A 24,753-nucleotide genomic window follows, 5' to 3' on the forward strand; every position below is an offset into this window, starting at 1 on the left:
GATGCCGTTTCGTGAATTGGAATAAAATAACAGGATAAATCGCAGGAGGATATAGAAATGAAAGCAAATGGACATGTGTTTAAATATGGAGACAATGTAGATACAGACGTTATCATCCCGGCAAGATACTTAAACTCTCCGGATGGCAACGAGCTGGCAAAACATTGTATGGAAGATATTGATAAAGAGTTTGTAAATAAAGTACAGAAGGGTGATATCATCGTAGCAAATAAGAACTTTGGCTGCGGTTCTTCCCGCGAGCATGCGCCACTGGCAATCAAGTGTGCAGGTGTAAGCTGTGTTATTGCTGAGACGTTTGCACGTATTTTCTACCGCAACTCTATTAATATCGGTCTGCCGATCATCGAGTGCCCGGAGGCTGCAAAAGCAATAGCGGCTGGTGATGAGGTAGAGGTTGATTTTGACAGCGGTGTGATTACCGATAAAACCACCGGCCAGAGTTTCCAGGGGCAGGCGTTCCCGGAGTTCATGCAGAAGATCATCACAGCCGGTGGACTGGTAAACTATATCAACCAGAAATAAGAGGAGTGCACTAAATTTGTCTCCAGAAAGGATTTAGCTTATGACAAAAACAAACGTAATGCGTCTTTTAGACGCGGCTGGAATCGATTATGAAGCAGGCGAGTATGAAGTAGATGAGGACGACTTATCCGGCAGCCATGCGGCGGATATGATGGGGATGGACCATGACACGATGTTCAAAACGCTCGTTTTAAAGGGCGATAAGAACGGCTATCTGGTCTGCTGTATCCCGGTCGATGAGGAGCTGGACCTGAAAAAGGTGGCAAAGGCTTCCAAGGACAAGAAAGTGGAGATGATCCATATGAAGGAACTTCTTCCGCTGACCGGCTATATGCGAGGTGGTTGTTCCCCGATCGGCATGAAAAAGAAGTTCCCTACTTATATAGAAGAAACAGCGCAGATTTTCGACAAAATCAGCATCAGCGCGGGTCAGAGAGGTGTTCAGGTCATTCTGAATCCGGAGGAACTTGCAAAATATGTGGATGCACAGTTTGTAGCGCTGATCTAGAGTGGTAAAGAGTTTGGGTGGCAGTGATCGGACACCGGACAGTGGATTATATGTGTTGGTTTCACATAATCGGAGTTTGTCTGACACCTTTACAGATACCATAATTGTTCTATTACAGTTGACATAAAAAACAGGCGACTTGATTCGCCTGTTTTTTTGACGGGCAGAATTTAACAGAATTGTAAAAAATTGAAAATTTTATACCAGCCAAAGTTTATAAAAATTGGGAAGAAAAAGCAAAAAAGTTTATAAAATGCTCACATAAATATTAAGGAAAAGTTAAATGAGAATGTGATTTGTCACAAAAATGTAAAAAAGACGTTGACTTTGAAGCCGGAAACCACATATAATGTCTCCCGTCACTTGAAGGAAGCGGCACAGGCAGAGAGGATCTGTCGTAACTGTTCACAGGTAGGAATTTTCTGAACTGAAAATTCCGTACGATACAGTTCTGGCAGCAGATTTTGCCGATTTGGAATGCGCAGCATCGGCAAAATCCCGTTGCTGGGCACACGTGTGTGAACAGTAACGATCTGTCCTTAGCTGTCAGAAAAAATCAGACAGCCAAAGAAGATGCCGCAGATGTTAAATGGCAGTCAGACCGGTTTTGGGAGGACTGCACTGATAGAAAGAGGAGAGTGTATGCCAAGCATTGACACATTTCTTCAGACTGCTTATCAGTTTATAAAGGCATTATTTGTCCGTGTGACAAAAAGGATGTACCGGACCGCAGCCGTATTGATGACGGGGGCAGCGGTTGTGACGGTGATAGCATTTAATTCGGTCAGTTTTGGCGGCGTTGGCAAAAATGCAGCCTCGGCACACCGGGAATATCCGGATGATGTGGAACTGACAGAAATGCTGCAGTCAGAAGAAACGACAGAGACAGAGAGCTTATCAGAATTTACGATTCTCGCCTCCAACGAGGAAAGTCAGCATCTACTCGGACAGAGGATGGAGCAGGGGATTCAGGATGAACTTGCGAAGGAAGCTCTGGAAGTAGAGGTAATCGAACGAGAAGTACGAATGCAGACCCAGCAGGCGGCGCAGGAAGCAGAAGAACGGGAGCGCCGGGAACGCGCAGTCATCTCTTACAGCGATGAAGATTACAGTGTTCTGCAGAAAATTGTGCAGGCGGAGGCGGGTGTGTGTGATGACAGGGGAAAGATACTGGTTGCAAATGTAATCATCAACCGGGTGAAAAACAAGAAATTCCCGAACAGCGTCAAAGCCGTTGTGTACGAACCATCCCAGTTCTCACCGGTACTGGATGGAACGATCAACAGCTGTAAGGTAACGCAGCAGACAATTGACTGCGTCAACCGTGCACTGGAAGGCGAGGATTACTCGGGCGGCGCCCTGTACTTCATGAACCGCGGAATCTCTGCTTCCTCCAATGTACGCTGGTTCGATGGCAAGCTGACCTATGTCATGCAGCATGGTGGACATGAATTTTACAAATAAAGAGTGAAACACGTTACTGTTCACGGGTAGGCACTTTTGGAACCGAAAGTGCCGTAAGAAAACGTGGTGGCAGCAGGAATTTGCCGTATTTAAATGCGAAGCCACGGCAAATTCCGTTACTGGGCACGTATGCGTGAACAGTAACTGAAACACAGAAAAGAAAGATGGCTGGAGAAAAGTTGTCTTTCTTTTTTGCGTAAAATGTATTAGAATGGTCGTAAGCAATGAAAATGTATTTTTTTCAAGCTGGTGTGCTGCGGAGTAATGCACTGCGGACTACAATAAGGAGAACGAACTATATGAACCATATCATACTATTTGACCTCGACGGAACCCTTACAGATCCGAAGGAAGGCATCACAAAGTCTGTCCAGCATGCGCTGCAGGCATACGGGCTCGATGAGCCGGATCTGGATAAACTGTGTCCGTTCATCGGACCGCCGCTGTCGGACAGTTTTAAAGAATATTACGGATTCAGCGAAGCGCAGGCGCGCGAAGCGATCGGCCATTTCCACGAATATTTTACGAAACAGGGAATGTTTGAAAATAAAGTCTATCCGGGAATCCGGGAGATGCTGACACGTTTAAAGGATGCCGGTCTTACGCTGGCGGTGGCAACTTCAAAGCCGGAACCGTTTGCTATTCAGATTCTGGAGCATTTTGATCTGCTTTCCTACTTTACCCTGGTTGGCGGGGCGGATATGGAGGAGATCCGGGTTCGCAAAGGCGATGTGATTGCCTACACGCTGGACCGTCTGGGAACAACACCGGAGGAATCGAAGGTTATCATGGTGGGCGACCGGAAACACGATATTATCGGGGCGCATGAAAATCAGCTCCCATGTGCGGCAGTGCTGTATGGATATGGTTCCCGGGAAGAATTTACGGAAAATGGGGCAGACTACCAGATTGAGACGGTGGAAGAGCTGGGAGATTTCCTGATGAAGTGGGGAGAAGTATAAAAGACAAAAAAGAGCTTCTTAAAAGAGATAGAGAGATGGATAACCTGAACAGTAACAACCTGACCGCATTATCAGAAAATGGAACTTGAAAAAACATCCGACTTGCGGTATAATAGCCGTATCAAAAGAGAATATTTGTAATTCCTGGGATGCTCGACAACTCTTGCTTTTTTTGAACCTACATTTTGACTAACGGGATTCCGATATTTTTAGATGGATGTCAGGCCTCCTCTCGAGTGGAAGACAGAAATCTAAGTGAGGTTGCCCACCTAGCAGCGCTAGGCGTCAATATGGTAAGAGCCGGCATTTTGGGGTTACAAAGGATAAAAGCAGCGAGCAATCGCTGCTTTCTCTGTAAAAGAAAGTGTGTAAAGAAAATGTAACATTTTCCAGAAGCACATTGTAAAATCAGAAAAGAGGAACGGATAAGAACATAAGTATGGAAAAAAGAGATTTCAAAGAATACATTTATATGGGGATGACGGCAGTTTCGGTGATTGCGGTCTGCATACTGCTCTGGTTCAGCATCCAACACTGGGATGTGGTGTCGGCGGGCACCCGCAAGGTTGTGAAAATCCTCGCGCCGATTCTCTGCGGTGCGGTGCTGACGTATCTGACCGCCCCGGCATATAACTGGGTAGCAGGGATCGTGGAAAAGACCCTTGGCTCTGTCACTAAGAATTCCAAATACGTTCGTGGTGCAGCCCGGATGCTTGCGACGGCAGCCTGTCTGGGGCTGGTTATTGTGCTTGTGGTAGGGATGTTCCAGCTTATGATCCCGCAGCTGATCGAGAGTTTGATCGGCATTCAGGATTCATTTCCGCTGTATGTGCAGAATGTGTATGAATGGATTCAGCGTATTTTGAAAAATAATCCGGAGATCGAAAATATGGTTCTGAGCAGTTTTGAAAATAATCTGGCAGTTTTTCAGAACTGGGCGGAGAAATCGTTTACCAACATTGATATGCACCGGATTGGACAGATCGTGACAGGCCTTTCCAGCAGCGTGCTGGGTGTCCTGGAATTTATCAAAAACTGGCTGATCGGTCTGATCGTCATGGTGTATCTGCTAAATATCAAAGATACACTGGCAGCACAGGGAAAGAAGATTGTTTATGGCTGCCTGAATCTAAGACAGGCGAATCTGGTAATCGAGGAGCTCCGGTTTATCAATCAGATGTTCGGCGGCTTCATCATCGGCAAACTGGTGGATTCCCTCATTATCGGTATTATCTGTTTCATCGGTGTGACGATCTTAAATATGCCATTCCCGATGCTTTTGAGCGTCATTATCGGTGTGACGAATGTGATACCTTTTTTTGGACCGTTCATCGGTGCGATACCTGCAGCGTTCCTGGTATTCTTAGTCAGTCCGCTCCAGTGTGTGTATTTCCTCATCTGGATTCTGCTTCTGCAGCAGTTTGACGGTAATATTCTGGGACCGAAGATCCTGGGCAATTCGACAGGACTTTCGAGTTTCTGGGTACTGTTTTCGATTCTCTTCTTTGGCGGACTCTTTGGTTTCGTCGGCATGATTATCGCTGTACCGGCATTTGCGGTTATCTATGACTTGATCTCCCGCGCGGTGCACCGGTCGCTGCGGCTTCGGAAATTGCCGATGGAGACAGACGAATACCGGAAGTTAGATCACATTGATGAGAAAACGGGAATGTTTATGGAGTTAAATAAAAAGTGACTGTGAATGAGAAAGGACAGTTAAAAAATAAAGGCGGCTGGAGAAATATGGAAAAGAAAACAGGCAGATCGCGAAAGGCAGTACAGCCTCTGAAACCTAAAAAGCTGGTTTACTGGGCAGTGGCGATTCCGGCTTTTCTGGCACTCCTGCTCTTTGCAATTGTATTTTTGGATCACTCGGATAATGATATTTCACGCGCCATGGCATCGAAAGCTATGGCGTTATCATTTGCAGACCGGGACGACATCGTTGCGTCGCAGGGAGAACACGGAAGCCATTTTGGAACGCCGGATCAGGATGAATGGTATGCCAAATATATTGACTATATGATTGAGGAAGGCTATCTGGAGCCGGGAGACGAGAAGATAAGTAAAAGCTACGCGATGGGCGCACTGACCTATGGCGAAGCGGCATATGCGGCGGATCGTGTTTCCAAAGGGCTTTCGAGCGCCCTGAATGTATCTAAAAATAAATATAAAAAGGCAATGCCGAAGGAAGAATGGTGGCTGTTTTATGAGTCATTCTTAAAAAAGGCAGATTCGGAAAACGCGGTCAAAAAACAGAAGCTGGTGCTTTATGGAACACCGAAAAATGTGAAGGAAGCAGCGGCATGGACGGCATATACGGATCAGGGAACGATGAATTTTGAGGGCGTGTCGCTGGATGCCTGCATCGATCGGAAGATCGAGGTCTATGAGCGTGATGGTTCGATCATCACGCTGTGCGGCGTACAGTCTGAAAAAGTTACATATAAGAATGTCTGGATCGTTCCGGGAGAATCGGGTGGGATGAATGTGTATATTGGCACGATCGTCCGGACATTTCCAGAGGAAGAAAAGCTCAAGGATCGTACCGATGGCGTGCTGGCGGATGTCGAGCTGGATAAGGGCAAGATCCGCAAGCTGTCGCTCAAGGAAGACATGATCGAAGGAAAGGTACTCTCGGTCAAGGATGATACGATCGAGATTGACGGGTACGGAACGCTGAAACTGGACGATGATTTTAAAGTATATAAAACATATGGAGTCGTCAAGGAACAGAAAAAGCGGGATGTGCTGGTCGGCTATGATCTGGGAAAATTTGTCGTGGCTGGCAAAAAGGTTTGCGCAGCACTCTTGAATCATGATTTTTCAGCGACGAACATCCGCGTGCTGATCATGAATGATGATTATTCCTCCTTGTTTCACACGAAAGTGGTACTCCAGTCGGACAGCACGATGCATGTGACCTGGGGCGAATCAGAGGAGACTTTGAGCCCGGGAACGAAATTGTCCGTGAGTCCTGGCGATGACCGCTTGAAAGAAGGGCGCATGACGATCACGCTGGAAGATCCGCAGAAGGAGATCCGCATCCTGAGCACCAAGCGGGCGCAGGGAACGCCGTCGTATTTCGGTAGCTTCGAGTTGAGCGAGGAGTCGGATGGGCTGCTTCTGATCAATGAGCTGGACGTCGAAGATTACCTGACACGCGTAGTGCCGAGCGAGATGCCATCCAATTATGAGCTGGAGGCGCTCAAGGCGCAGGCAGTTTGCGCACGGACGTATGCCTACCGGCAGATCAAGGCGAATGCCTACAGCCGTTACGGCGCACACGTTGATGACAGCACGAACTATCAGGTGTACAATAATACAGAGAGCAGTGAGCGGACGAATCTGGCAGTCAAGGAGACGGACGGGAAGATTGTATATTACAACGATACCCCGGCGGAAACGTATTATTTTTCAACTTCCTGCGGATATTCAACCGATGGAACGATCTGGGGCGCCAGCAAAGACGAGGTTCCGTATCTGAAAGGGATCGGTTTGACGGAAAAGAAGAAGATTCCGGATTTGACGGACAACGACACATTTCTCAAGTTTATCCAGGGACAGGGTGAGCAGAATTATGATTCCTCGTTCCCGATGTACCGCTGGAAAACAACGATCACGAATAAGAAGCTGCAGCAGAAGGTAGATACCATCGGCGAGATTCAGGGTATTTTTGTGACTTCCCGCGGTAAGGGTGGTATCGCCCAGACGGTGCAGATCGTCGGAAGCGAAGGAACCAAGACACTGAAAGGTCAGAGTCAGATCCGGAGTGTCCTCGGCTCGGAATCACTCGTTTATAAGAAAAATGACGGAACCGAACTGACAGGATGGAGTACGCTTCCGAGTGCCTTTTTCTCGGTGGATGAAACTGCCAGGGATGAGGAAAAAGACATCCGCACATTTACCATCTGGGGCGGCGGCTACGGTCACGGAGTCGGCATGAGCCAGAACGGCGCACAGGAGATGGCGCGCGAAGGCAAGAATTATGAAGAGATTCTGATGTTCTTTTATGATGGGGTTGAAATTCGGGATTGTGAGGAAAATTAGATTTAGAAGATGTCTGCGCTGAAAGGGCACGGTCAGGATTCCTCCCCAAATGATAAGAGTGTGTGATTGGGGTAAATTTAGAAAAAATTCAGGTATTATGTATTATTAAGTAGAAAAGAGACGCATCTGTAAAATGAAAGAAGCGTCTCTTTTTCTGCTGCTTGTATGGATTCAAGGATGAAGCAGTTATACTGCGTGACGGACTATTTGCGGTACAAATATTTTGGAAGTCCGTTTTCCATAATATGGGAAACGTCCCCTTGGATCAGCGGCTGCGAGTAAGCCAGGAAATCATCGCTGACATCGGTACCGTTTTTCGTGATCCACTCAGCAGGTACTTTCTTTTCCTGATTGCAGATCAGATTGACATCCTTGAGAACTGGATGAATTTTATATACAGTGTTACTATGTTTTACGCATGAAGCGGATGCTGCGCCTAAGTCCGCGGCGTTTGAAACGGCAGCAGCTGCATGAACAGGTTCAGAAGCAGCTGTATCAGTCTCACGCTCAAATGCCACCATCTGCCCAGTGTGACCGTCCAGGGCTGCCTGGACGCCGAAACGACCTGCCATCTCGGCCTCATTCAGATCAGTAGCGGAAACGGTGAGACCGGAGCAGCGCTGGTTGACGTTGAGCTCGACCGAGCGCACCTTGACGCCGAACTGGTTGCGGACATAATTTTCCAGAATTTTTCCGCATCCGGCTAACATTTTGTGACCGAAGGTGTCGACCTGGGCTTCGGTTGAATATTCGCAGATAAAACGACCACCGTGGTCGCGGATGCCCTCGGAGACGCAGACGATGACATTCGCTGTCTTTTCAAACGCTTTCTTTAAGTCGTCATTAAATTGTGCCAGCTCAAATGGAGCTTCCGGCAGATAGATTAAGAGCGGATTGTCACCGGCTTCCTTGCGTGCTAAGGCAGAGGCAGCCGTCAGCCATCCGGCATGGCGTCCCATGATCTCAACGATGGTGACCGATTTCTGCTGATAGACAGAGGCGTCCAGCGCAATTTCACGGACGGATGCAGCGACATAGCGGGCAGCGCTGCCGTATCCCGGCGTGTGATCGGTCAGGACGAGATCGTTGTCGATCGTCTTGGGAATGCCGATAAAGCGGATCGGGCTTTTGATCTGCGCCGCATAGCGGGAAAGCTTGCTGACGGTGTCCATCGAGTCGTTGCCGCCGATGTAAAAGAAATAGCCGATGTCCAGCCGCTCCAGTTTTTCAAAGAGGACGCGGTAGAAGCTGTCGGAGAGGTTCTCAGGGAGTTTAAAACGGCAGGAACCCAGATACGCCGCCGGAGTCAGGCGAAGAAGTTCCAGATCGTCATCGGAGAGTGTTTCTGAAAGGTTCATATAAGAATCCGCGAGAAAGCCCTCGATTCCATTGATCATACCGTAGACGCAGCCAACCGCATCGCTGTGGCGCGCACCTTCGCAGATAACGCCGTAAAGGCTCCCGTTGATAACCGCGGTCGGTCCGCCGGACTGTCCGACTAAGATGTTTTTCTTGTTCATAAGGTAAATCTCCTTTTTGTGAGGTAAGTACAAGGTTTATGATATAAAAAGTTTCAAATCAATATAAAAATGTACATAAAATGATTTGCTGGAGTTGTATTTTTCATAGAGGTAAAAATAAATTAAAAAGTACAACTCAAAACGTATCTATTGTAACGGAAAGAGAGGAAGAAAGCAAGGGAAAAAGGTATGTATGATAAATAATATGAAAACCGGATACTCGGAAGCAGATAAAAGGCGTATAAAAATTTGGAGATTGATGTATAGAATAACAGAAACGGGTCATACTGTTAGTATCACAAAAGAGAAATTTTTGAATACTTATCCTCCCCTTTTTAATACCCTGTTCGTTGGCTTTGTGCAGCGGACGGGGTGTTTTTTTGTTTCATAGGAAATTACCGAAAAGCCTTTTTTAACAGGAAAACCGCGAATTTTAACCCAGATTAGCTTGCAGAGAAATGGAAGCTGCCGCTCAATCATCTATTTTTGATAATGATTTTGCAACAGCCTCTTTGTTCTTGTGATTAAAAGTATTTCCGATTCCCCCACAAATTTGCCTTTTTCAGATCCAGATACTCATTGTAGGCTTTTTCCAGGATCTGTTTTTCGTTGGAAAATTTCAGAAGGTGGTAGGCTTCGTAAAATTTGTAGTAGCCGGAATCGACGAAGTATTCTTCGCGCTGCGGCTTGCTGTAGTAGCTGTCCGCCATCATCAGATACCAGTGCACGGTCTTTTCGATGGTATCCTGAGGGGTGTTGAAGGTGTACTGGCTTTTGCCAATGTACTTGATGATGGAGGCGGCGACGCCAGTCTCCTCATGAACCTCCCGGAGGGCGGTCTGCTTGAAGTCTTCGCCCGGTTCTACGGTTCCTTTGGGAAGAACCCAGCCTTCGTATTTGTTCCGGTAGTTTTTGTAAAGAACGAGTAATTTTCCCCGAAATATAACCACACCGCCGCAGCTCGTTGCTTCGATCATCTGCAATCCCTCCTGTCCTGGTGTGTGCATGGAAGTTGATTCGTGGCGTATATCCGTGTGCCGGGAACCAGCTTTATGCATATGATTTATACTGGTTTTAGTATACCGCGTTTTGCATGATTATGCAAGATTGGAAAGTCACATAAGGCATCATGAGAAAATCCTGTTACAGTTTGCACAATGTGTGAACTGTAAAAAATCATAAGAAAGATATAAGAAACAGAAGAAAGAAAATCTGGTATGATGAAGATGGAAATGGCTCATATTACAAAAGAATGCAGGCATATGTGCAGCGGAACCTAAAAAATACACAGAATTTGGATGATAGAATTACGAAAAAAAGACAGGAGGCAGGAAAATGGCACAGACAGAACAGAAGAATCAGAATGTAAAAAAACAGTTTGAGGAGCTGCAGTCTCTTTTGGAGCGGGCGATGGCGCTTCAGACGTCGATGGTTTTGTTTGAGTGGGATGATGAGACGCTGGCACCGAAGGGTGCAGCAGAGCATACCGCGCGGGTGATAGGTTCACTTTCGGAGCAGTATCAGGAGATTCTGGCGTCAATGCGTTTTAAGGAGCTGTTGGATGTCTGCCTGAAGGCAGAAAAAGAGAATGCGGGCGTATTTGATGAGGTGCAGTCGGCAATTCTCCGGGAAGCAGCCGAGGAGCAGGAGCGGCTTTCCTGCATTCCGCCGGAGGAATACCGTGCGTATGCAGAACTTACGGCGTGTGCGACGGGAATCTGGACGCGTGCGCGAGAGAAAAATGATTTTGCTTCATTTGCCCCTGTTTTGAAGGAGATTATTTCCTATCAGAAGAAATTTGCGGCGTACCGGGCAAAGCCGGGACAGAAGCTTTACGATGTGATGCTGGATACCTACGAAAAAGGTTTTAATATGGAGATGTTAGATCCATTTTTTGAGCTGATGAAAGGGAAAATCGTGCCGCTTTTGAAAGAATCGGCAGAGCGCTCGAAGATGGTTCCGGACGCCTTTTTATCCGCAGATTATCCGGAGGCGGCGCAGGCAGAGGTGGCGCGTTTCCTAGCAGAATATGAGGGCTTTGATTTTGACCGGGGAGTACTGGCACTCAGCGCCCATCCGTTTACGACGAATCTGCACAATCATGATGTACGGATCACGACGCATTATCAGAAACGGATTGATTCTTCGATTTTTTCCGTGCTGCATGAGACGGGACATGCTATCTATGAATTTGGCATCCGGGATGACCTGACACAGACGCTGGTGGGGCAGGGAACTTCGATGGGAATGCATGAATGCCAGTCCCGTTTCTTTGAAAATATCGTGGGGCGCAGCCATGCATTCTGGAAACCGATTTATGGAAAAGTGGCGCAGATGTTTGGAAGCCCGCTGACGGAGACGAGTCTGGAGGATTTTCTGGCGGCGGTTAATAGAACCGTTCGGGGGCTGATCCGGACGGAAGCGGATGAGCTTTCTTATCCGCTGCATGTGCTGGTGCGCTATGAAATTGAGAAAATGCTGATTGAGGAGGATCTGGAGGTGGAGAAACTGCCGCAGATCTGGAATGATAAGTATGAAGAATACCTGGGAGTACGCCCGTCCACGGATCGGGAGGGCGTACTGCAGGATATTCACTGGTCACAGGGATCGATCGGCTATTTTCCGTCCTATGCATTAGGAAATGCCTTTGGCGCGCAGATTTATCACCAGATGAAGAAGGAATTGCCGGTAGAAAAACTACTGGAGGCTGGAAACCTGGGAGAAATCCGCGAATATCTGCGGAAAAATATTCACCAGTATGGCAAATTGAAGGACAGCCGTCAGATCCTGCGCGATATGACGGGGGAAGATTTTAATCCGTCATATTATGTGGCATATCTGGAAGAGAAGTATGGACGGCCGGAAAAAGAGCAGTAAGGCGGTCGATCTGTTCTTTCTTGAATTCCAGAGAGGAATGAAAATAGTATTCAAGCGTGACTTTCAAATCGGAGTGTCCCAGAATTTCGCTGAGCGTTTTGGGATCCATGCCATTTGTGATACAGCGGGTGGCAAACGTGTGCCGGATTGCATGAAAATTCAGATAGCGCAGTCCGGCTTGTGATAGAATGCGCTGGTAGTGATTCTGGAAGGTTCGCGGATCCATCGGGGAGCTGGCAGATTGTGACAGCAGAAAATAATCCGGGTGTTCCGGATGAGAATATGGCTGTAGGATCGGCAGAAGGAAAGCGGGCAGGGGAACCAAACGGTTGGAGGAGATGCTTTTGGGACCGGATAAAATGAGTTCTGATTTATGGGTTGTGTCAAGGCGCGTCAGGCGCTGCACCGTGTGTCGGACATGGAGATAGCGATCGGAAAAATGAATATTTTCCCAACGCAGGGCGCAGAGTTCTCCAACCCGCAGCCCTGTATAGAGTCCCAGATAGATGACGGCTTCGGAGACTCCTGTATGGGCAGTTAGATAGTGTTCGAGCTGTTCCTGTTCCTGAAGGGTAAAAACAGGTACTTCAGGGCGCTTTTTTGGAAGACGGGGCGGGAGATAGAGAATGCCGTTTGTCTGCCCGGTTTCATAGGAAAGACGCAGAATGGAGTTGACGAGCAGAAGAATACAGCGGATAGTTCCGTTCCCAAGCGGATGCAGGGAATCCGGGGATAAAAGGGAATTGCGGAATGTCTGAAGCATAGGCAGATCGACCTTTGAAAGCTGGATGGATCTAAAATAAGGGGAGATATAACGGTCTGCCAGATGCCGGTATTTCACATAGGTAGACAGGGCTCGCGCCTGTTTCTGCTTTTCCAGCCAGATGGAAAGAAGATCGTTAAAGTACATTGTTTCGTTTTTCATGATGAAACCTCCTGTATAAAAAATAGTTGTCGTGGACAATCGTTATTTTACAGGCAGATATGCAGAAGAAATATGTGACTGCTTATAGCGGAGGGTTTTAAAATGAGATGTGTCTATATGATGACTGACGAAAATATTACAGCAAATGCTGACAAGAAGATTCTTTTTTGGTATAATGAGACAGAATATGTACATGACTGAGAAGAAAGTCTATATCGAAGGTGCCGGTCAGGCGCTATTTAGGGATAAACGACATATTTTATAGAAGATTCTATTTTGAAGAATCAATAGATTTATCATATTCTTGAGATAGAGATACGAAGGCGGGAGTGTCTGAGGCGGTATGATGGCAGCGGCTCGCCTGGTTGGAAAAAGGAGGAATAATTGTATGTGTGGTATCGTAGGATATACAGGAGACCAGCAGGCGGCTCCGATCTTATTAGCGGGTCTGGAGAAGCTTGAATATCGTGGATACGATTCAGCAGGTCTGGCAGTCAGAGACGGAGAACGTGTACCGGAGGTTGTAAAGGCGAAGGGACGTCTGCGCGCGCTGGCAGAGAAAACAGACAATGGACGCGCAATGCGGGGCAACTGCGGTATCGGTCATACCCGCTGGGCGACACACGGGGAGCCGTCTGAGAACAATGCACATCCGCACTGCACGGATGACCGCAGCGTGGTAGCGGTTCACAATGGTATTATCGAAAACTATCAGGAAATTCGCGAAAAACTGATTAAAAATGGATATACGTTTTATTCAGATACTGATACAGAGGTGGCTGTAAAGCTGATCGATCATTATTATAAGAAATACAACGAGGGACCGCTCGATGCGATGGCGCGTGCGATGATGCGTATCCGTGGCACGTATGCACTGGCGGTTATGTTTAAGGATTATCCGGAGGAGATCTTTGTAGCCCGTCAGGATAACCCGATGATCATCGGAGTAGGCGAGGGTGAATCCTTTATCGCGTCGGATGTTCCGCCCCTGCTTCCATATACCCGCAAGGTATACTATATCGGCAATCAGGAATTGGGACGCTTACATAAGGGAGAGGTTACTTTCTATAATATTGATCAGGAAGAGATTCAGAAAGAACTTGTGACGATTGAGTGGGATGCAGAAGCTGCTGAAAAGGGAGGTTATGAGCATTTCATGATTAAGGAGATCCATGAACAGCCGCGTGCGGTTCGGGATACATTAAATTCAGTCATTCGCGATGGTCATATTGACCTGACCGAGGCGGGACTTTCCGATGATGTCATTCGTTCGTTAAAGCGTATTTATATCGTAGCGTGTGGTTCTGCTTACCATGCAGGCGTGGCAGCGCAGTATGTGATCGAAGATCTGGCGCGTATTCCGGTCCGCGTCGAGCTGGCTTCCGAGTTCCGTTACCGGAACCCGATTCTGGAAGAGAACAGTCTGGTTATCATCATCAGCCAGTCGGGCGAGACAGCCGACAGCCTGGCAGCCCTGCGTCTGGCAAAGAGCCAGGGCGTTCCTACGATGGCGATTGTCAATGTAGTAGGTTCCACGATTGCGCGTGAGGCAGATCATATTTTCTACACATTGGCAGGTCCGGAGATTGCGGTGGCGACCACCAAGGCATATAGCACACAGCTGGTTGCCGGATATCTTCTGGGCGTGCAGTTTGCCCATGTGCGCGGTACGATCACAGAAGAAAAATATGAAGAACTCCTTGCAGCCCTGCAGGAACTGCCGGATCAGATCGCGAAGCTGCTCGAAGATGACAAAGAACGCATCCAGTGGTTCGCAGCGAAATATGCCAATGCAAAAGACGTGTTCTTCATCGGCCGCGGCATCGACTACGCAGTCAGCATGGAAGGCAGCCTGAAATTAAAAGAGATCAGCTACATCCATTCCGAAGCGTATGCAGCCGGAGAATTAAAACACGGAACCATCAGCCTGATTGAGGATGGTATCCTCGTAGTCAGCATCCTGACCCAGGAAGCCCTGTATGAGAAGATGATCAGCAACATGGTAGAAGTAAAATGCCGCGGCGCCTACCTCATGGGACTCACAACTGCAGGCAACTACAATATTGAAGACACCGTCGATTTCGCAGTCTATATACCGAAGACTGACGAGCACTTCACACCGAGCTTAGCGGTTGTGCCGCTGCAGCTGCTGGGATATTATGTAAGTGTATCGAAGGGACTGGATGTAGATAAGCCTAGAAACCTGGCGAAGAGTGTTACGGTAGAGTAAGATGGTTTTTTAATTATTTATAGCATAGCAAGAAAAAAACTGGAATTAATACAGAAAAAAGAAGCCCCCATCAAGATGCAGAACAGGTTTTCCCTGAATCAGTTGTACGCATCTTGATGGGGCTTCTTTTTTCGTCTCTATCGCTAATATTGCTATTTCTTTTCCACCCCATGCTCACTCATCAAAGATTTCATCACATAAGCATAAATCTCTTGGCTTCGATCCTTCCAGTGATTGCACATGATTTCCGCCTGCTCCTTATCCGGAACGGAGATATCGAGATTGACAAGAACGGCTTTTCCTTCCCGCACCTCGCAGTGAACGATGTAGTCCTGATTGGTCGATTTATAGAAATCGGAGATCAGTCCTACCTCGTTTCGCATGCGGAAGCGGTTCTGTTTCAGGTATTCATCCATGTCGCTGACGATGGCAGGAGAGATGTTTTTGCCGAAAAATTCCAGCGTTTCCTCGCCCTCCTTAGTGATCTCATAGCGGGAGCTGTTCCGCATCGTCTCCTTTTTTACCAGACCTGCATCCAGAAGCTCGTTCAAAGCCTGCTGGAGTGTGAAATACGTGGTGTACTCACGATCCAGGAAAAAATTGGAGAGCTGCGCGTTGGTCAGCGGAAAATTGACCTGGTGCAGCATATAGAGATTCATCAGTTTGTAAAGTGTCATCGGTTCAGCCAGCATGGAAAAACTCCTTTATTATTATTTCGTAACTGTGCAAATTTTGTGCGGTTCTTACGGTAAATGCGAGAATCGCTTGAATTGTTACGTTTATTTCTTAATGTGTTCCTTCACAGCCTTGGAAACAGCGTCAGCTACACGCGGATCAAATGCTGCCGGAAGAATGTTCTCGTCGCTCAATTCGCTGTCATCAACCAGAGCAGCAATTGCGTTGGCAGCAGCCAGTTTCATTTCTTCGGTGATAGCGGTTGCGCGTCCTTCCAGAGCGCCGCGGAAGATGCCTGGGAAGATGAGAACGTTGTTGACCTGGTTCGGGAAATCGGAACGTCCGGTTCCTACGACTCTTGCACCAGCAGCTTTTGCCAGATCCGGCATGATCTCCGGTACCGGGTTTGCCATTGCGAAGAGAATGGAATCCTTATTCATGGAAGCAACCATCTCTTGGGAAACGATGCCCGGAGCAGACACGCCTACGAAGATGTCAGCGCCTTTTAATGCATCGGCAAGTGTGCCCGTCTTGTGCTCTAAGTTGGTAACTTCGACCATCTTTTCCTGCATCCAGTTAAGCCCTTCCATGCCCTTGCAGAGCATACCGGTCTTATCACACATGGTGATATGCGGGAATCCGTAGTTTAAGAGCAGTTTGGTAATGGCAACGCCTGCGCTTCCGGCGCCGTTGACAACGACGCGGCAGTCTTCCTTCTTCTTGCCGGTTACTTTCAGGGCGTTGATGATGCCTGCCAGTACGACGATGGCGGTTCCGTGCTGATCATCGTGGAAAACCGGAATGTTTAACAGTTTCTTTAAACGTTCCTCGATCTCAAAGCAGCGCGGTGCGGAGATGTCCTCCAGGTTGATACCGCCGAATGCCGGGGCAATGCGGACAACTGTCTCGATGATCTCCTCGGTGTCCTGTGTGTCGAGGCAGATCGGGAATGCATTGATGCCGCCGAACTCTTTAAACAGAACGGCTTTTCCTTCCATAACCGGCATAGCTGCTAACGGTCCGATATTGCCAAGTCCCAGAACGGCGCTTCCGTCGGAGACAACGGCTACAGTGTTGGACTTGATGGTGTAGCGGTATGCAGCTTCCGGATCTTTTGCAATTACCTTACATGGTTCTGCAACGCCCGGTGTGTATGCCAGAGCCAGATCCTCTCTGGTTTTTACCTGTACTTTGGAGACGGTATCGAGCTTGCCGTTCCATTTTTCATGAAGTTCGAGTGCTTTTTCATTGATCGTCATGGTTTTTATCCTTTCGAATGCTTTCATTTTATTCTTACATTATAATAGCAATTTTGACATTTTAAATCAAGATGCATATTTTAGAATGCAGGAAGGGCAGTACCATGTTACTGTACACACACAGTACCACTTATTTATAATACTTATACCTATCATGTAGCATAGCATATAAATGAAGTCCGTAAATGTTATTTTTATGCATAAAACACATGAAAAATGCATAAAACACGTTTTTATACAAAAATTATTCATAAAAATGCAAAAAAAGTATTGCATAATTAGGATCAAGGAGGTATAATCTGGGTAATTTCACGTGAGGCATATAAATCTGCCGGTCTTAGTTGACTGGATGGACAAAGAAAAAAGCATCACGCAGGCAAATGATTGGAGGAAATGAAAAATGGCTAAGAAATATAATAAAATTGTTCTTGCATATTCAGGCGGTCTGGACACATCGGTTTTAATCCCGTGGCTGAAAGAAAACTATGGCTGTGAGGTTATCGCAGTTTCCGCTGACGTAGGTCAGGGTGCGGAGCTGGATGGTCTGGAAGAGAAGGCATTAAAGACAGGTGCTTCCAAGCTGTACATCGAGGATCTGAAGAAAGAGTTCGTAGATGAGTACATCATCCCGACCATGAAGGCTGGCGCTACTTATGAGCATTACCTGTTAGGTACTTCCTTCGCTCGTCCGATTATCGCTAAGAGAATCGTTGAAATTGCGAAGAAAGAGGGCGCAGACGCTATCTGCCACGGCTGTACCGGTAAAGGAAACGATCAGGTTCGTTTCGAACTGGCTATCAAGGCATTTGCTCCGCAGATGGATGTTATCGCTCCGTGGCGTTTCTGGGAACTGAATTCCCGTGAAAAAGAGATCGAGTACGCAGAGGCTCACAACATTCCGTTAAAGATTACGAAAGAGACCAACTACTCCAAGGATAAGAACCTGTGGCATCTGTCCCATGAGGGTCTGGATCTGGAGGATCCGGCAAACGAGGCTCCGATCAACAAACCTGGATTCCTTGAGTTAGGCGTATCTCCGGAGAATGCACCGGATAAAGCTACTTATGTAACCATCCACTTCGAGAAAGGTGTTCCGACCAGTGTAAACGGCGAGGAGATGGATGCAGAGAAGGTAATCGAGGTTCTGAACAAGGTAGGCGGTGAGAACGGCTGCGGACTTCTGGATATTGTAGAGAACCGTCTGGTTGGCATGAAGAGCCGTGGTGTATATGAGACTCCTGGTGGAGCTATCCTTTACAAAGCTCATGAGAAACTGGAAGAAATCACTCTGGACAAAGAGACACAGCACTACAAACAGCAGCTGGCTCTCAAGTTCGCTGAGTTAGTATACAATGGTCAGTGGTACACACCGCTGCGCAAAGCAATGAGCGCGTTTGTTGATTCCACACAGGAGACCGTAACCGGTGATGTAAAACTGAAACTTTACAAGGGCAACATCATTCCGGCATCTGTTACATCTCCATACACCCTGTATTCCGCAGGCATGGCTACATTTGATGAGGATGACTGCTACAACCAGGCAGATTCCGCTGGATTCATCAACCTGTTCGGACTTCCGATCAAGGTTCGCGCCCTGAACGACGAAGTTCTGGCGGCAAAGACCGGCGAGCATTTTCCGAGCGTAGAATAATTTAGGAAAATAATAAATAATCTACAGGCGACAAGCCCGCAGCCGATGGTGACCATTGGTTTTCCGGTATCTGCCGGTTCCAATGGTCGCATTGGTTCTAAATCAGAGAATAAAAAGGAGTTTACACTTATGGCAAAGTTATGGGCAGGACGATTCGGAAAAGAGACAGATCTGGAGGTAAATGATTTCAACTCATCGATTTCCTTTGACTGTCGTCTTTATAAGGAAGATATCACAGGCTCCATGGCCCATGCGGCTATGCTGGGCAAGCAGGGCATCATTGCGAAGGAAGAATCTGACAAGATTATCGAAGGACTGAAAGGTATCTTAGCGGATATTGAGGCAGGTAAGATTCATTTCTCACAGGATTATGAGGATATTCATATGAATGTAGAGCAGATTCTGACCGAGCGCATCGGCGATGCCGGAAAACGTCTTCACACGGCAAGATCCAGAAATGATCAGGTTGCACTGGATATGCGTCTTTACGTGAAGAAAGAGATCGTGGAGATCAAAAAGGAAATTCTCGATTTCATGGAAGCACTCTGCGAGAGCGCAAAGAACAATCTGGAAACTGTTATGCCGGGTTATACACATCTGCAGCGTGCACAGCCGGTTACATTTGGACATTATATGATGGCATATGCCAATATGATGCGCCGTGATGTAATCCGTCTGGAGAACTGCTTAGAGGGCATGGATGATATGCCGCTCGGATCCGGCGCGCTGGCTTCCACGACTTATCCGATCGACCGTGATTTTGTACGCCAGCAGCTTGGATTTGCCAGAGTGACCAACAACTCCTTAGACGGTGTTTCCGACCGTGATTACTGCGTAGAGCTGACGGCAGCGTTATCCATTCTGATGATGCATCTGTCCCGTTTCTCTGAGGAGATTATTTCCTGGTGTTCCTGGGAGTTCAAGTTTGTAGAGCTGGATGACGCATTTTCAACCGGTTCCTCCATCATGCCGCAGAAGAAGAATCCGGATGTCTGCGAGCTGGTCCGCGGCAAGACCGGTCGCGTGTACGGCGATCTGTTTACCCTTCTTACCATGTTAAAGGGTATTCCGCTGGCATACAACAAGGATATGCAGGAAGACAAAGAGGCAGTCTTTGATGCGATTGACACCGTAAAACAGTGCCTGCGCGTGCTGACTCCAATGTTCTCCACGATGCAGATCCTGAAAGACAATATGAAGAAAGCGGCTCTGAAAGGCTTCATCAACGCAACGGACTGTGCAGATTACCTGACCAAGAAGGGAATGCCGTTCCGTGACGCATACAAGACCGTCGGACAGCTGGTAGCCCAGTGTGTACGTGAGGACAAGTCCTTAGCCGATCTGACACTGGAAGAGTACAAGACACATTCCGATGTCTTTGAAAATGACGTATATGAAGCGATTGATTTGAAGACCTGTGTACGTGGACGTAAGGTAATCGGCGGACCGGCTCCGGAAGAAGTAACCCGCCAGATTTCTGTGATTGAGAAATTTGTAAGCGAACACAAGGTTCAGGAGTAGGGCAGGAAACGGGGGACGAACAATGGCGAAACCGAAGATTTATATAGACGGAAAAGAAGGAACAACCGGACTGCAGATTTATGATCGTCTGGCCGGGAGAGAGGATATCGAACTGCTTCTGATTGATGAAGAAAAGCGGAAAGACAGTGAAGAACGGCGGAAACTGATTCACGCAGCAGATATTGTATTCTTGTGTCTGCCGGATATGGCGGCGATCGATGCGGTTGCGCTGGCAGAAGGTTCCAAGGCACGTATCATCGATGCCTCTACCGCACACCGGACGGCAGCCGGATGGACGTATGGTATGGCAGAGCTTTCGAATGCACATCGCGAGGCAATTCAGAAATCGAACCGCGTAGCGAATCCAGGCTGTCACGCGACCGGATTTATCACTTCAACGTATCCGCTGGTTGCACAGGGCGTGATTCCGAAGAATTATCCGATGACGGTATTTTCGCTGACTGGCTATTCGGGCGGCGGCAAAAAGATGATTGCCGAGTATGAATCCCCAGAGAAGCCGCAGAGTTATTTTGCACCCCGTATCTATGGCCTGACTCTGAAACATAAACATCTGCCGGAAATGCAGAAAATCTGCGGACTGGACTTCCCGCCGGTATTCAGTCCGATCGTGGATGACTACTATAAAGGAATGGCAGTCACGATTCAGCTTCAGAACCGCCTGCTTCCGGGGAAGCCGACCGCGGAAGATATCTACGAGAAGCTGGCTGGCTGGTATGACGGACAGAAGCTCATTAAGGTACATCCGTTTGGATATGACGGTATGATCGCGGCGGCAGATATGGCAGGCCGAGACAGTCTGGAGCTGATTGTCAATGGTCACGGGGAACAGACCATGGTGACGGCGCTCTTTGATAATCTTGGAAAGGGTGCTTCAGGCGCAGCCGTTCAGAACATGAACCTGATGCTTGGATTTGAGGAGACAGCTGGACTGGCACTATAGAGGGGTTGAGAGATAAAACCATAAATTAGCTGCGGGGGACTATAGAGACGAAGTTATATAAAAATGTACTCTCGGAGTCTTTCTGCACTTGCTTTTGTGGCTGATTTTCCGCCAGCCGCACCCGAATTTCATCAACGTACGCACCGCGTACGCCTCAGAAATTTGGGCACAACTGACAAAAAAACATCTCACAAAATCAAGCACAGAAAGATTCCGAGAGTACATTAAAAATGACAGGAGGAATGTCATATGAAGATAATCGAAGGCGGTGTTTGTGCTGCAAAAGGATTTAAAGCGGGCGCGATGCGCTGTGGAATCCGCAAATCTCATACAAAAAAGGATCTGGCGATGATCCTTTCGGACTGTGTCTGCAACGCATCGGCGGTTTATACGACCAACCGCGTCAAGGCATCACCGATTTTACTGACAAAGGAACATCTGGCCGACGGAAAGGCACAGGCGGTTATTGTCAATTCCGGAAATGCGAACGCGTGCGCTCCGTTTGGCATGGAGAATGCAAGAAGACAGGCAAAGGCAGGCGCGCGAGCGCTGGGCGTTTCGGAGGAAAATGTAATCGTAGCATCGACCGGCGTCATCGGTCAGACGCTTCCGGTTGAGGCGATCGAGGCTCATGCAGGCGAGATGGAGATGAAATATGACAACTCCCTGGTAGCTGCAGAAGCGATCATGACGACCGATACAAAAGTGAAGACGATCGCTGTTGAATTTGATGTAGATGGAACAACCTGCCACATCGGCGGTATCTGTAAGGGTTCCGGCATGATTCACCCGAATATGGGAACGATGCTGTGCTTCATCACAACCGATTGTGCAGTCAGCAGCGAGATGATCCGCAAGGCGCTGTTATTCAATGTAAAACGTACCTTCAACCGTGTGACTGTTGACGGCGATACTTCCACCAACGATATGTGTACCGTTCTGGCAAATGGTATGGCTGGCAATGCGGAGATTACTGCAGAAGATCCGGCATACGAGGCATTCCGCGAGGCATTGCAGACGGTTATGCAGGATCTGGCTCGTAAGATTGCGGCAGACGGCGAGGGCGCAAGCAAGCTGATGACCTGTACCGTGAAGGGAGCGAAGGACGAGGAGACAGCCGAGGTACTGGCAAAATCCATCGCCGGTTCTTCCCTGACCAAAGCAGCAATGTTCGGTTCCGATGCGAACTGGGGACGCGTTCTCTGCGCGATGGGCTATTCCGGAGCTGAGTTTAACACGGAGAAAGTGTTAGTCGAGTTTGCTTCCAAAGAGGGCAGCATTGCGGTCTGTGAGGACGGCAGAGGACTTGATTTTGATGAAGATCTGGCAAAGAAAATCTTAAGCCAGGATGAAGTGGAGATCAATGTAACACTTCAGGAAGGCAGCGGAAGAGCTACCTGCTGGGGATGCGATTTGACCTATGATTATGTGAAGATTAATGGAGATTATCGGACGTGATGAAAACAGGATCAAAAATGAGCGCAGAAGTCCTGGTAGAGGCACTGCCTTATATTCAGGAATATGCAGGTAAAATTATCGTTGTAAAATACGGCGGAAACGCCATGATTAATGAAGATTTAAAGCAGGCGGTGATCGAGGATATCGTCCTTTTAAATCTGGTAGGAATCAAGGTCGTGCTGGTACACGGAGGCGGTCCGGAGATTTCGGAGATGCTCAAAAAAACCGGAAAAGAGTCTAAATTTGTCAAAGGTCTGCGCTACACAGACCGCGAGACGATGGATATTGTCCAGATGATTCTCTGCGGCAAGGTTAACAAAAACCTTGTTTCCCTGTTTGAGAAAGCAGGCGGACATGCCGTTGGTCTGGGCGGCATGGACGGCGGACTCTTCAAGGCGATCCAGTTAGTCGATCCGGATGGAACGGAATACGGCTATGTGGGAGATATTAAAGAAGTCAATGAGAAAGTCGTTCTCGATGTTTTAAATGAGGGCTTTATCCCGGTTGTTTCCTCCGTGGCAGCAGGCATGGACGAGGAGACAAACTATAACATCAATGCAGATACGGCAGCGGAGAAGCTGGCGGTGGCACTGAAAGCGAAAAAACTGATTCTTCTGACGGATGTATGCGGTCTGATGCGCGATCCGAAAGACGATTCGACATTGATTCCGAGACTGAAAGTTTCCGAGGTTCCGGCACTCATCAAAGAGGGCGTGATCTCCGGCGGCATGATTCCGAAGGTAGATTGCTGCGTTGAGGCAGTACGCCAGGGCGTAGAACGTGCCAATATCCAGGATGGTCGTGTGCCGCACTCGATTCTGGTCGAGCTTTTGAGCGATGACGGTGTAGGAACCATGTTCTCGTAAACAGCAGATGAACTAGATTCTGCACGAATCCGGGCTGTTTTAGCTGAAATGCAGGACGGATGCTGGAAGCTTTGCGGGCAGATGTGGGCGTTAGGAGGTTTTTTATGACATTTGAAGAAATCAAGCAGGGCGAAGAAACATATATCATGCATACATACGGCCGCTTTCCGATTGCGCTGGATCACGGAAAAGGCGCGACGCTGTGGGATACGGAGGGAAAGAAATACATTGATCTGACCTCCGGCATCGGTGTCAACAGTCTTGGTCATGACAACGATGCGCTGACGACTGCGATATCGGAGCAGGCACATAAGCTGATGCATGCCTGCAACTTGTATTACACCGAGCCGATGGTGCAGGCAGCAAAGAAGTTGGTCGATGCAACCGGAATGGGAAAAATCTTTTTTGCAAACTCCGGTGCGGAAGCCAACGAGGGCATGATCAAGCTGGCAAGAAAGTATTCCTTTGACAAATACGGCGAGGGAAGAAATAAGATTATCACGCTGAAACAGTCCTTCCACGGACGTACCGTGACGACATTAAAGGCAACCGGACAGGACAAGTTTCATCAGTATTTCTTCCCATTTACGGAAGGATTTGATTATGCAGCAGCCAATGATATCGAAGACATGAAGCGCAAGAGCGATGGTACGACCTGCGCTGTCATGATGGAGATGATTCAGGGCGAGGGCGGCGTCCTTCCGCTTGATAAGGAATTTGTACAGGCAACTGCCGAGTTCTGCAAGGAGAAGGACATCCTGCTTCTGATTGACGAGGTTCAGACGGGCATCGGACGTACCGGAAGCCTGTTCTGCTATGAGCAGTACGGCGTTCAGCCGAACATCATCAGTATGGCCAAGGGACTCGGCGGCGGTGTTCCGATCGGTGCTGTCATGGCGGATAAGAAATGCCAGGATGTACTGGGCGCCGGTACGCACGGTACAACCTTCGGCGGCAATCCGCTCTGCTGTGCGGCTGCCAATACCGTATTAGATATCGTAAATAAGCCGGAATTCCTGAAATCGGTTCAGGAAAAGGGCGAGTACCTGAAAAAGGAGATTTTAGCGATCGGTTCTCCAAAGGTAAAGACTGTTCGCGGCATGGGATTGATGTTAGGCATCGTAGTGGACAAAGATGAGAGAGCTGCGATGGTCAGTCAGTTGATGGAAAAAGGCGTCCTGGTCCTGACAGCCGGTACAGAGGCGATCCGTCTGCTTCCGCCACTTGTCATCACGAAAGAGGAGATGGACGAGGCAATCGCTGCTATGAGGGAGGTATTTTAG

Annotated in this window: 19 protein-coding genes and 1 other RNA gene; 15 read left to right on the plus strand and 5 right to left on the minus strand. The window is 48.0% G+C overall.

The annotated features are described in order from the left end of the window. Positions 1-57 precede the first annotated feature (57 nt). From leuD to DXD12_RS01145, 7 genes are all read left to right on the plus strand, one after another. Positions 58-543: a 3-isopropylmalate dehydratase small subunit gene (gene leuD / locus DXD12_RS01115; RefSeq protein ID WP_022359393.1), complete on the plus strand. Its 486-nt coding sequence runs from the start codon at positions 58-60 to the stop codon at positions 541-543. A 40-nt stretch (positions 544-583) separates the two neighbouring features. Beyond that, positions 584-1,051, plus strand: coding sequence for a Cys-tRNA(Pro) deacylase (ybaK, locus tag DXD12_RS01120; protein WP_117796452.1), 468 nt, complete (start codon positions 584-586; stop codon positions 1,049-1,051). A gap of 642 nt (positions 1,052-1,693) precedes the next feature. Further along, complete coding sequence (locus DXD12_RS01125; RefSeq protein WP_118293250.1) at positions 1,694-2,515, plus strand: cell wall hydrolase; 822 nt, start codon at positions 1,694-1,696, stop codon at positions 2,513-2,515. A gap of 299 nt (positions 2,516-2,814) precedes the next feature. Continuing rightward, a complete protein-coding gene (locus tag DXD12_RS01130) occupies positions 2,815-3,477 on the plus strand; it encodes an HAD family hydrolase (RefSeq protein ID WP_118637052.1) in 663 nt (220 codons plus the stop codon). A 138-nt stretch (positions 3,478-3,615) separates the two neighbouring features. After that, positions 3,616-3,796, plus strand: a non-coding RNA gene (gene ssrS / locus DXD12_RS01135) — 6S RNA. Positions 3,797-3,916: 120 nt separating this feature from the next. Continuing rightward, positions 3,917-5,173, plus strand: coding sequence for an AI-2E family transporter (locus DXD12_RS01140; protein ID WP_118637054.1), 1,257 nt, complete (start codon positions 3,917-3,919; stop codon positions 5,171-5,173). Positions 5,174-5,220: 47 nt separating this feature from the next. After that, positions 5,221-7,527 carry a SpoIID/LytB domain-containing protein gene (locus DXD12_RS01145; protein ID WP_243105321.1) on the plus strand — a complete coding sequence of 769 codons (2,307 nt, stop codon included), beginning with the start codon at positions 5,221-5,223 and terminating at the stop codon, positions 7,525-7,527. A gap of 203 nt (positions 7,528-7,730) precedes the next feature. Here DXD12_RS01145 and DXD12_RS01150 read toward each other — a convergent pair whose 3' ends face one another. After that, complete coding sequence (locus DXD12_RS01150) at positions 7,731-9,047, minus strand: 6-phosphofructokinase (protein ID WP_118637056.1); 1,317 nt, start codon at positions 9,045-9,047, stop codon at positions 7,731-7,733. 524 nt (positions 9,048-9,571) lie between these two features. Further along, complete coding sequence (locus DXD12_RS01155; RefSeq protein WP_022358438.1) at positions 9,572-10,024, minus strand: NUDIX hydrolase; 453 nt, start codon at positions 10,022-10,024, stop codon at positions 9,572-9,574. Positions 10,025-10,382: 358 nt separating this feature from the next. Here DXD12_RS01155 and DXD12_RS01160 point away from each other — a divergent pair, with 358 nt between their 5' ends. Continuing rightward, entirely contained in the window at positions 10,383-11,924 is a 1,542-nt protein-coding gene (locus tag DXD12_RS01160) for a carboxypeptidase M32 (protein ID WP_118637058.1), read from the plus strand. Here DXD12_RS01160 and DXD12_RS01165 read toward each other — a convergent pair. Then, the gene (locus DXD12_RS01165; protein ID WP_118523497.1) at positions 11,860-12,849 is read right to left on the minus strand and encodes a site-specific integrase; all 990 of its coding nucleotides are present in this window, start codon (positions 12,847-12,849) and stop codon (positions 11,860-11,862) included. The genes DXD12_RS01160 and DXD12_RS01165 overlap by 65 nt on opposite strands. A 388-nt stretch (positions 12,850-13,237) precedes the next feature. On the opposite strand from DXD12_RS01165, the gene glmS reads away from it, so the two are divergent. After that, the gene (gene glmS / locus DXD12_RS01170) at positions 13,238-15,079 is read left to right on the plus strand and encodes a glutamine--fructose-6-phosphate transaminase (isomerizing) (RefSeq protein ID WP_107000109.1); all 1,842 of its coding nucleotides are present in this window, start codon (positions 13,238-13,240) and stop codon (positions 15,077-15,079) included. 152 nt (positions 15,080-15,231) lie between these two features. Here glmS and DXD12_RS01175 read toward each other — a convergent pair whose 3' ends face one another. Further along, on the minus strand, positions 15,232-15,771 hold the full coding sequence (locus DXD12_RS01175) for a DUF4364 family protein (RefSeq protein ID WP_107000108.1): 540 nt from the start codon (positions 15,769-15,771) through the stop codon (positions 15,232-15,234). A gap of 87 nt (positions 15,772-15,858) precedes the next feature. Continuing rightward, positions 15,859-17,013 carry an NADP-dependent malic enzyme gene (locus DXD12_RS01180; protein ID WP_118490588.1) on the minus strand — a complete coding sequence of 385 codons (1,155 nt, stop codon included), beginning with the start codon at positions 17,011-17,013 and terminating at the stop codon, positions 15,859-15,861. A 400-nt stretch (positions 17,014-17,413) separates the two neighbouring features. Between DXD12_RS01180 and DXD12_RS01185 the strand changes: the two genes are divergently transcribed. From DXD12_RS01185 to DXD12_RS01210, 6 genes are all read left to right on the plus strand, one after another. Continuing rightward, on the plus strand, positions 17,414-18,664 hold the full coding sequence (locus DXD12_RS01185; RefSeq protein WP_022358444.1) for an argininosuccinate synthase: 1,251 nt from the start codon (positions 17,414-17,416) through the stop codon (positions 18,662-18,664). Positions 18,665-18,793: 129 nt separating this feature from the next. Further along, on the plus strand, positions 18,794-20,185 hold the full coding sequence (gene argH, locus DXD12_RS01190; protein ID WP_118637060.1) for an argininosuccinate lyase: 1,392 nt from the start codon (positions 18,794-18,796) through the stop codon (positions 20,183-20,185). Positions 20,186-20,207: 22 nt separating this feature from the next. Continuing rightward, positions 20,208-21,146, plus strand: a complete 939-nt coding sequence (gene argC / locus DXD12_RS01195) for an N-acetyl-gamma-glutamyl-phosphate reductase (RefSeq protein WP_118637062.1) — start codon at positions 20,208-20,210, stop codon at positions 21,144-21,146. 249 nt (positions 21,147-21,395) lie between these two features. After that, positions 21,396-22,604: a bifunctional ornithine acetyltransferase/N-acetylglutamate synthase gene (gene argJ / locus DXD12_RS01200; protein ID WP_118482043.1), complete on the plus strand. Its 1,209-nt coding sequence runs from the start codon at positions 21,396-21,398 to the stop codon at positions 22,602-22,604. 17 nt (positions 22,605-22,621) lie between these two features. Further along, the gene (gene argB / locus DXD12_RS01205) at positions 22,622-23,470 is read left to right on the plus strand and encodes an acetylglutamate kinase (protein ID WP_233430166.1); all 849 of its coding nucleotides are present in this window, start codon (positions 22,622-22,624) and stop codon (positions 23,468-23,470) included. 104 nt (positions 23,471-23,574) lie between these two features. After that, complete coding sequence (locus tag DXD12_RS01210; RefSeq protein ID WP_118637064.1) at positions 23,575-24,753, plus strand: aspartate aminotransferase family protein; 1,179 nt, start codon at positions 23,575-23,577, stop codon at positions 24,751-24,753.

The sequence above is a fragment of the Clostridium sp. TF11-13AC genome, from assembly GCF_003481065.1.
In the GTDB taxonomy this organism is placed as follows: Bacteria; Bacillota; Clostridia; order Lachnospirales; family Lachnospiraceae; genus Otoolea; species Otoolea fessa.

Excerpts from the sequence above, each read along its gene's own strand:
- leuD (WP_022359393.1), top strand. The coding sequence starts at position 58 with ATGAAAGCAAATGGACATGTGTTTAAATATGGAGACAATGTAGATACA.
- ybaK (WP_117796452.1), top strand. The coding sequence starts at position 584 with ATGACAAAAACAAACGTAATGCGTCTTTTAGACGCGGCTGGAATCGAT.
- DXD12_RS01125 (WP_118293250.1), top strand. The coding sequence starts at position 1,694 with ATGCCAAGCATTGACACATTTCTTCAGACTGCTTATCAGTTTATAAAG.
- DXD12_RS01130 (WP_118637052.1), top strand. The coding sequence starts at position 2,815 with ATGAACCATATCATACTATTTGACCTCGACGGAACCCTTACAGATCCG.
- DXD12_RS01140 (WP_118637054.1), top strand. The coding sequence starts at position 3,917 with ATGGAAAAAAGAGATTTCAAAGAATACATTTATATGGGGATGACGGCA.
- DXD12_RS01145 (WP_243105321.1), top strand. The coding sequence starts at position 5,221 with ATGGAAAAGAAAACAGGCAGATCGCGAAAGGCAGTACAGCCTCTGAAA.
- DXD12_RS01150 (WP_118637056.1), bottom strand. The coding sequence starts at position 9,047 with ATGAACAAGAAAAACATCTTAGTCGGACAGTCCGGCGGACCGACCGCG.
- DXD12_RS01155 (WP_022358438.1), bottom strand. The coding sequence starts at position 10,024 with ATGATCGAAGCAACGAGCTGCGGCGGTGTGGTTATATTTCGGGGAAAA.
- DXD12_RS01160 (WP_118637058.1), top strand. The coding sequence starts at position 10,383 with ATGGCACAGACAGAACAGAAGAATCAGAATGTAAAAAAACAGTTTGAG.
- DXD12_RS01165 (WP_118523497.1), bottom strand. The coding sequence starts at position 12,849 with ATGAAAAACGAAACAATGTACTTTAACGATCTTCTTTCCATCTGGCTG.
- glmS (WP_107000109.1), top strand. The coding sequence starts at position 13,238 with ATGTGTGGTATCGTAGGATATACAGGAGACCAGCAGGCGGCTCCGATC.
- DXD12_RS01175 (WP_107000108.1), bottom strand. The coding sequence starts at position 15,771 with ATGCTGGCTGAACCGATGACACTTTACAAACTGATGAATCTCTATATG.
- DXD12_RS01180 (WP_118490588.1), bottom strand. The coding sequence starts at position 17,013 with ATGACGATCAATGAAAAAGCACTCGAACTTCATGAAAAATGGAACGGC.
- DXD12_RS01185 (WP_022358444.1), top strand. The coding sequence starts at position 17,414 with ATGGCTAAGAAATATAATAAAATTGTTCTTGCATATTCAGGCGGTCTG.
- argH (WP_118637060.1), top strand. The coding sequence starts at position 18,794 with ATGGCAAAGTTATGGGCAGGACGATTCGGAAAAGAGACAGATCTGGAG.
- argC (WP_118637062.1), top strand. The coding sequence starts at position 20,208 with ATGGCGAAACCGAAGATTTATATAGACGGAAAAGAAGGAACAACCGGA.
- argJ (WP_118482043.1), top strand. The coding sequence starts at position 21,396 with ATGAAGATAATCGAAGGCGGTGTTTGTGCTGCAAAAGGATTTAAAGCG.
- argB (WP_233430166.1), top strand. The coding sequence starts at position 22,622 with ATGAGCGCAGAAGTCCTGGTAGAGGCACTGCCTTATATTCAGGAATAT.
- DXD12_RS01210 (WP_118637064.1), top strand. The coding sequence starts at position 23,575 with ATGACATTTGAAGAAATCAAGCAGGGCGAAGAAACATATATCATGCAT.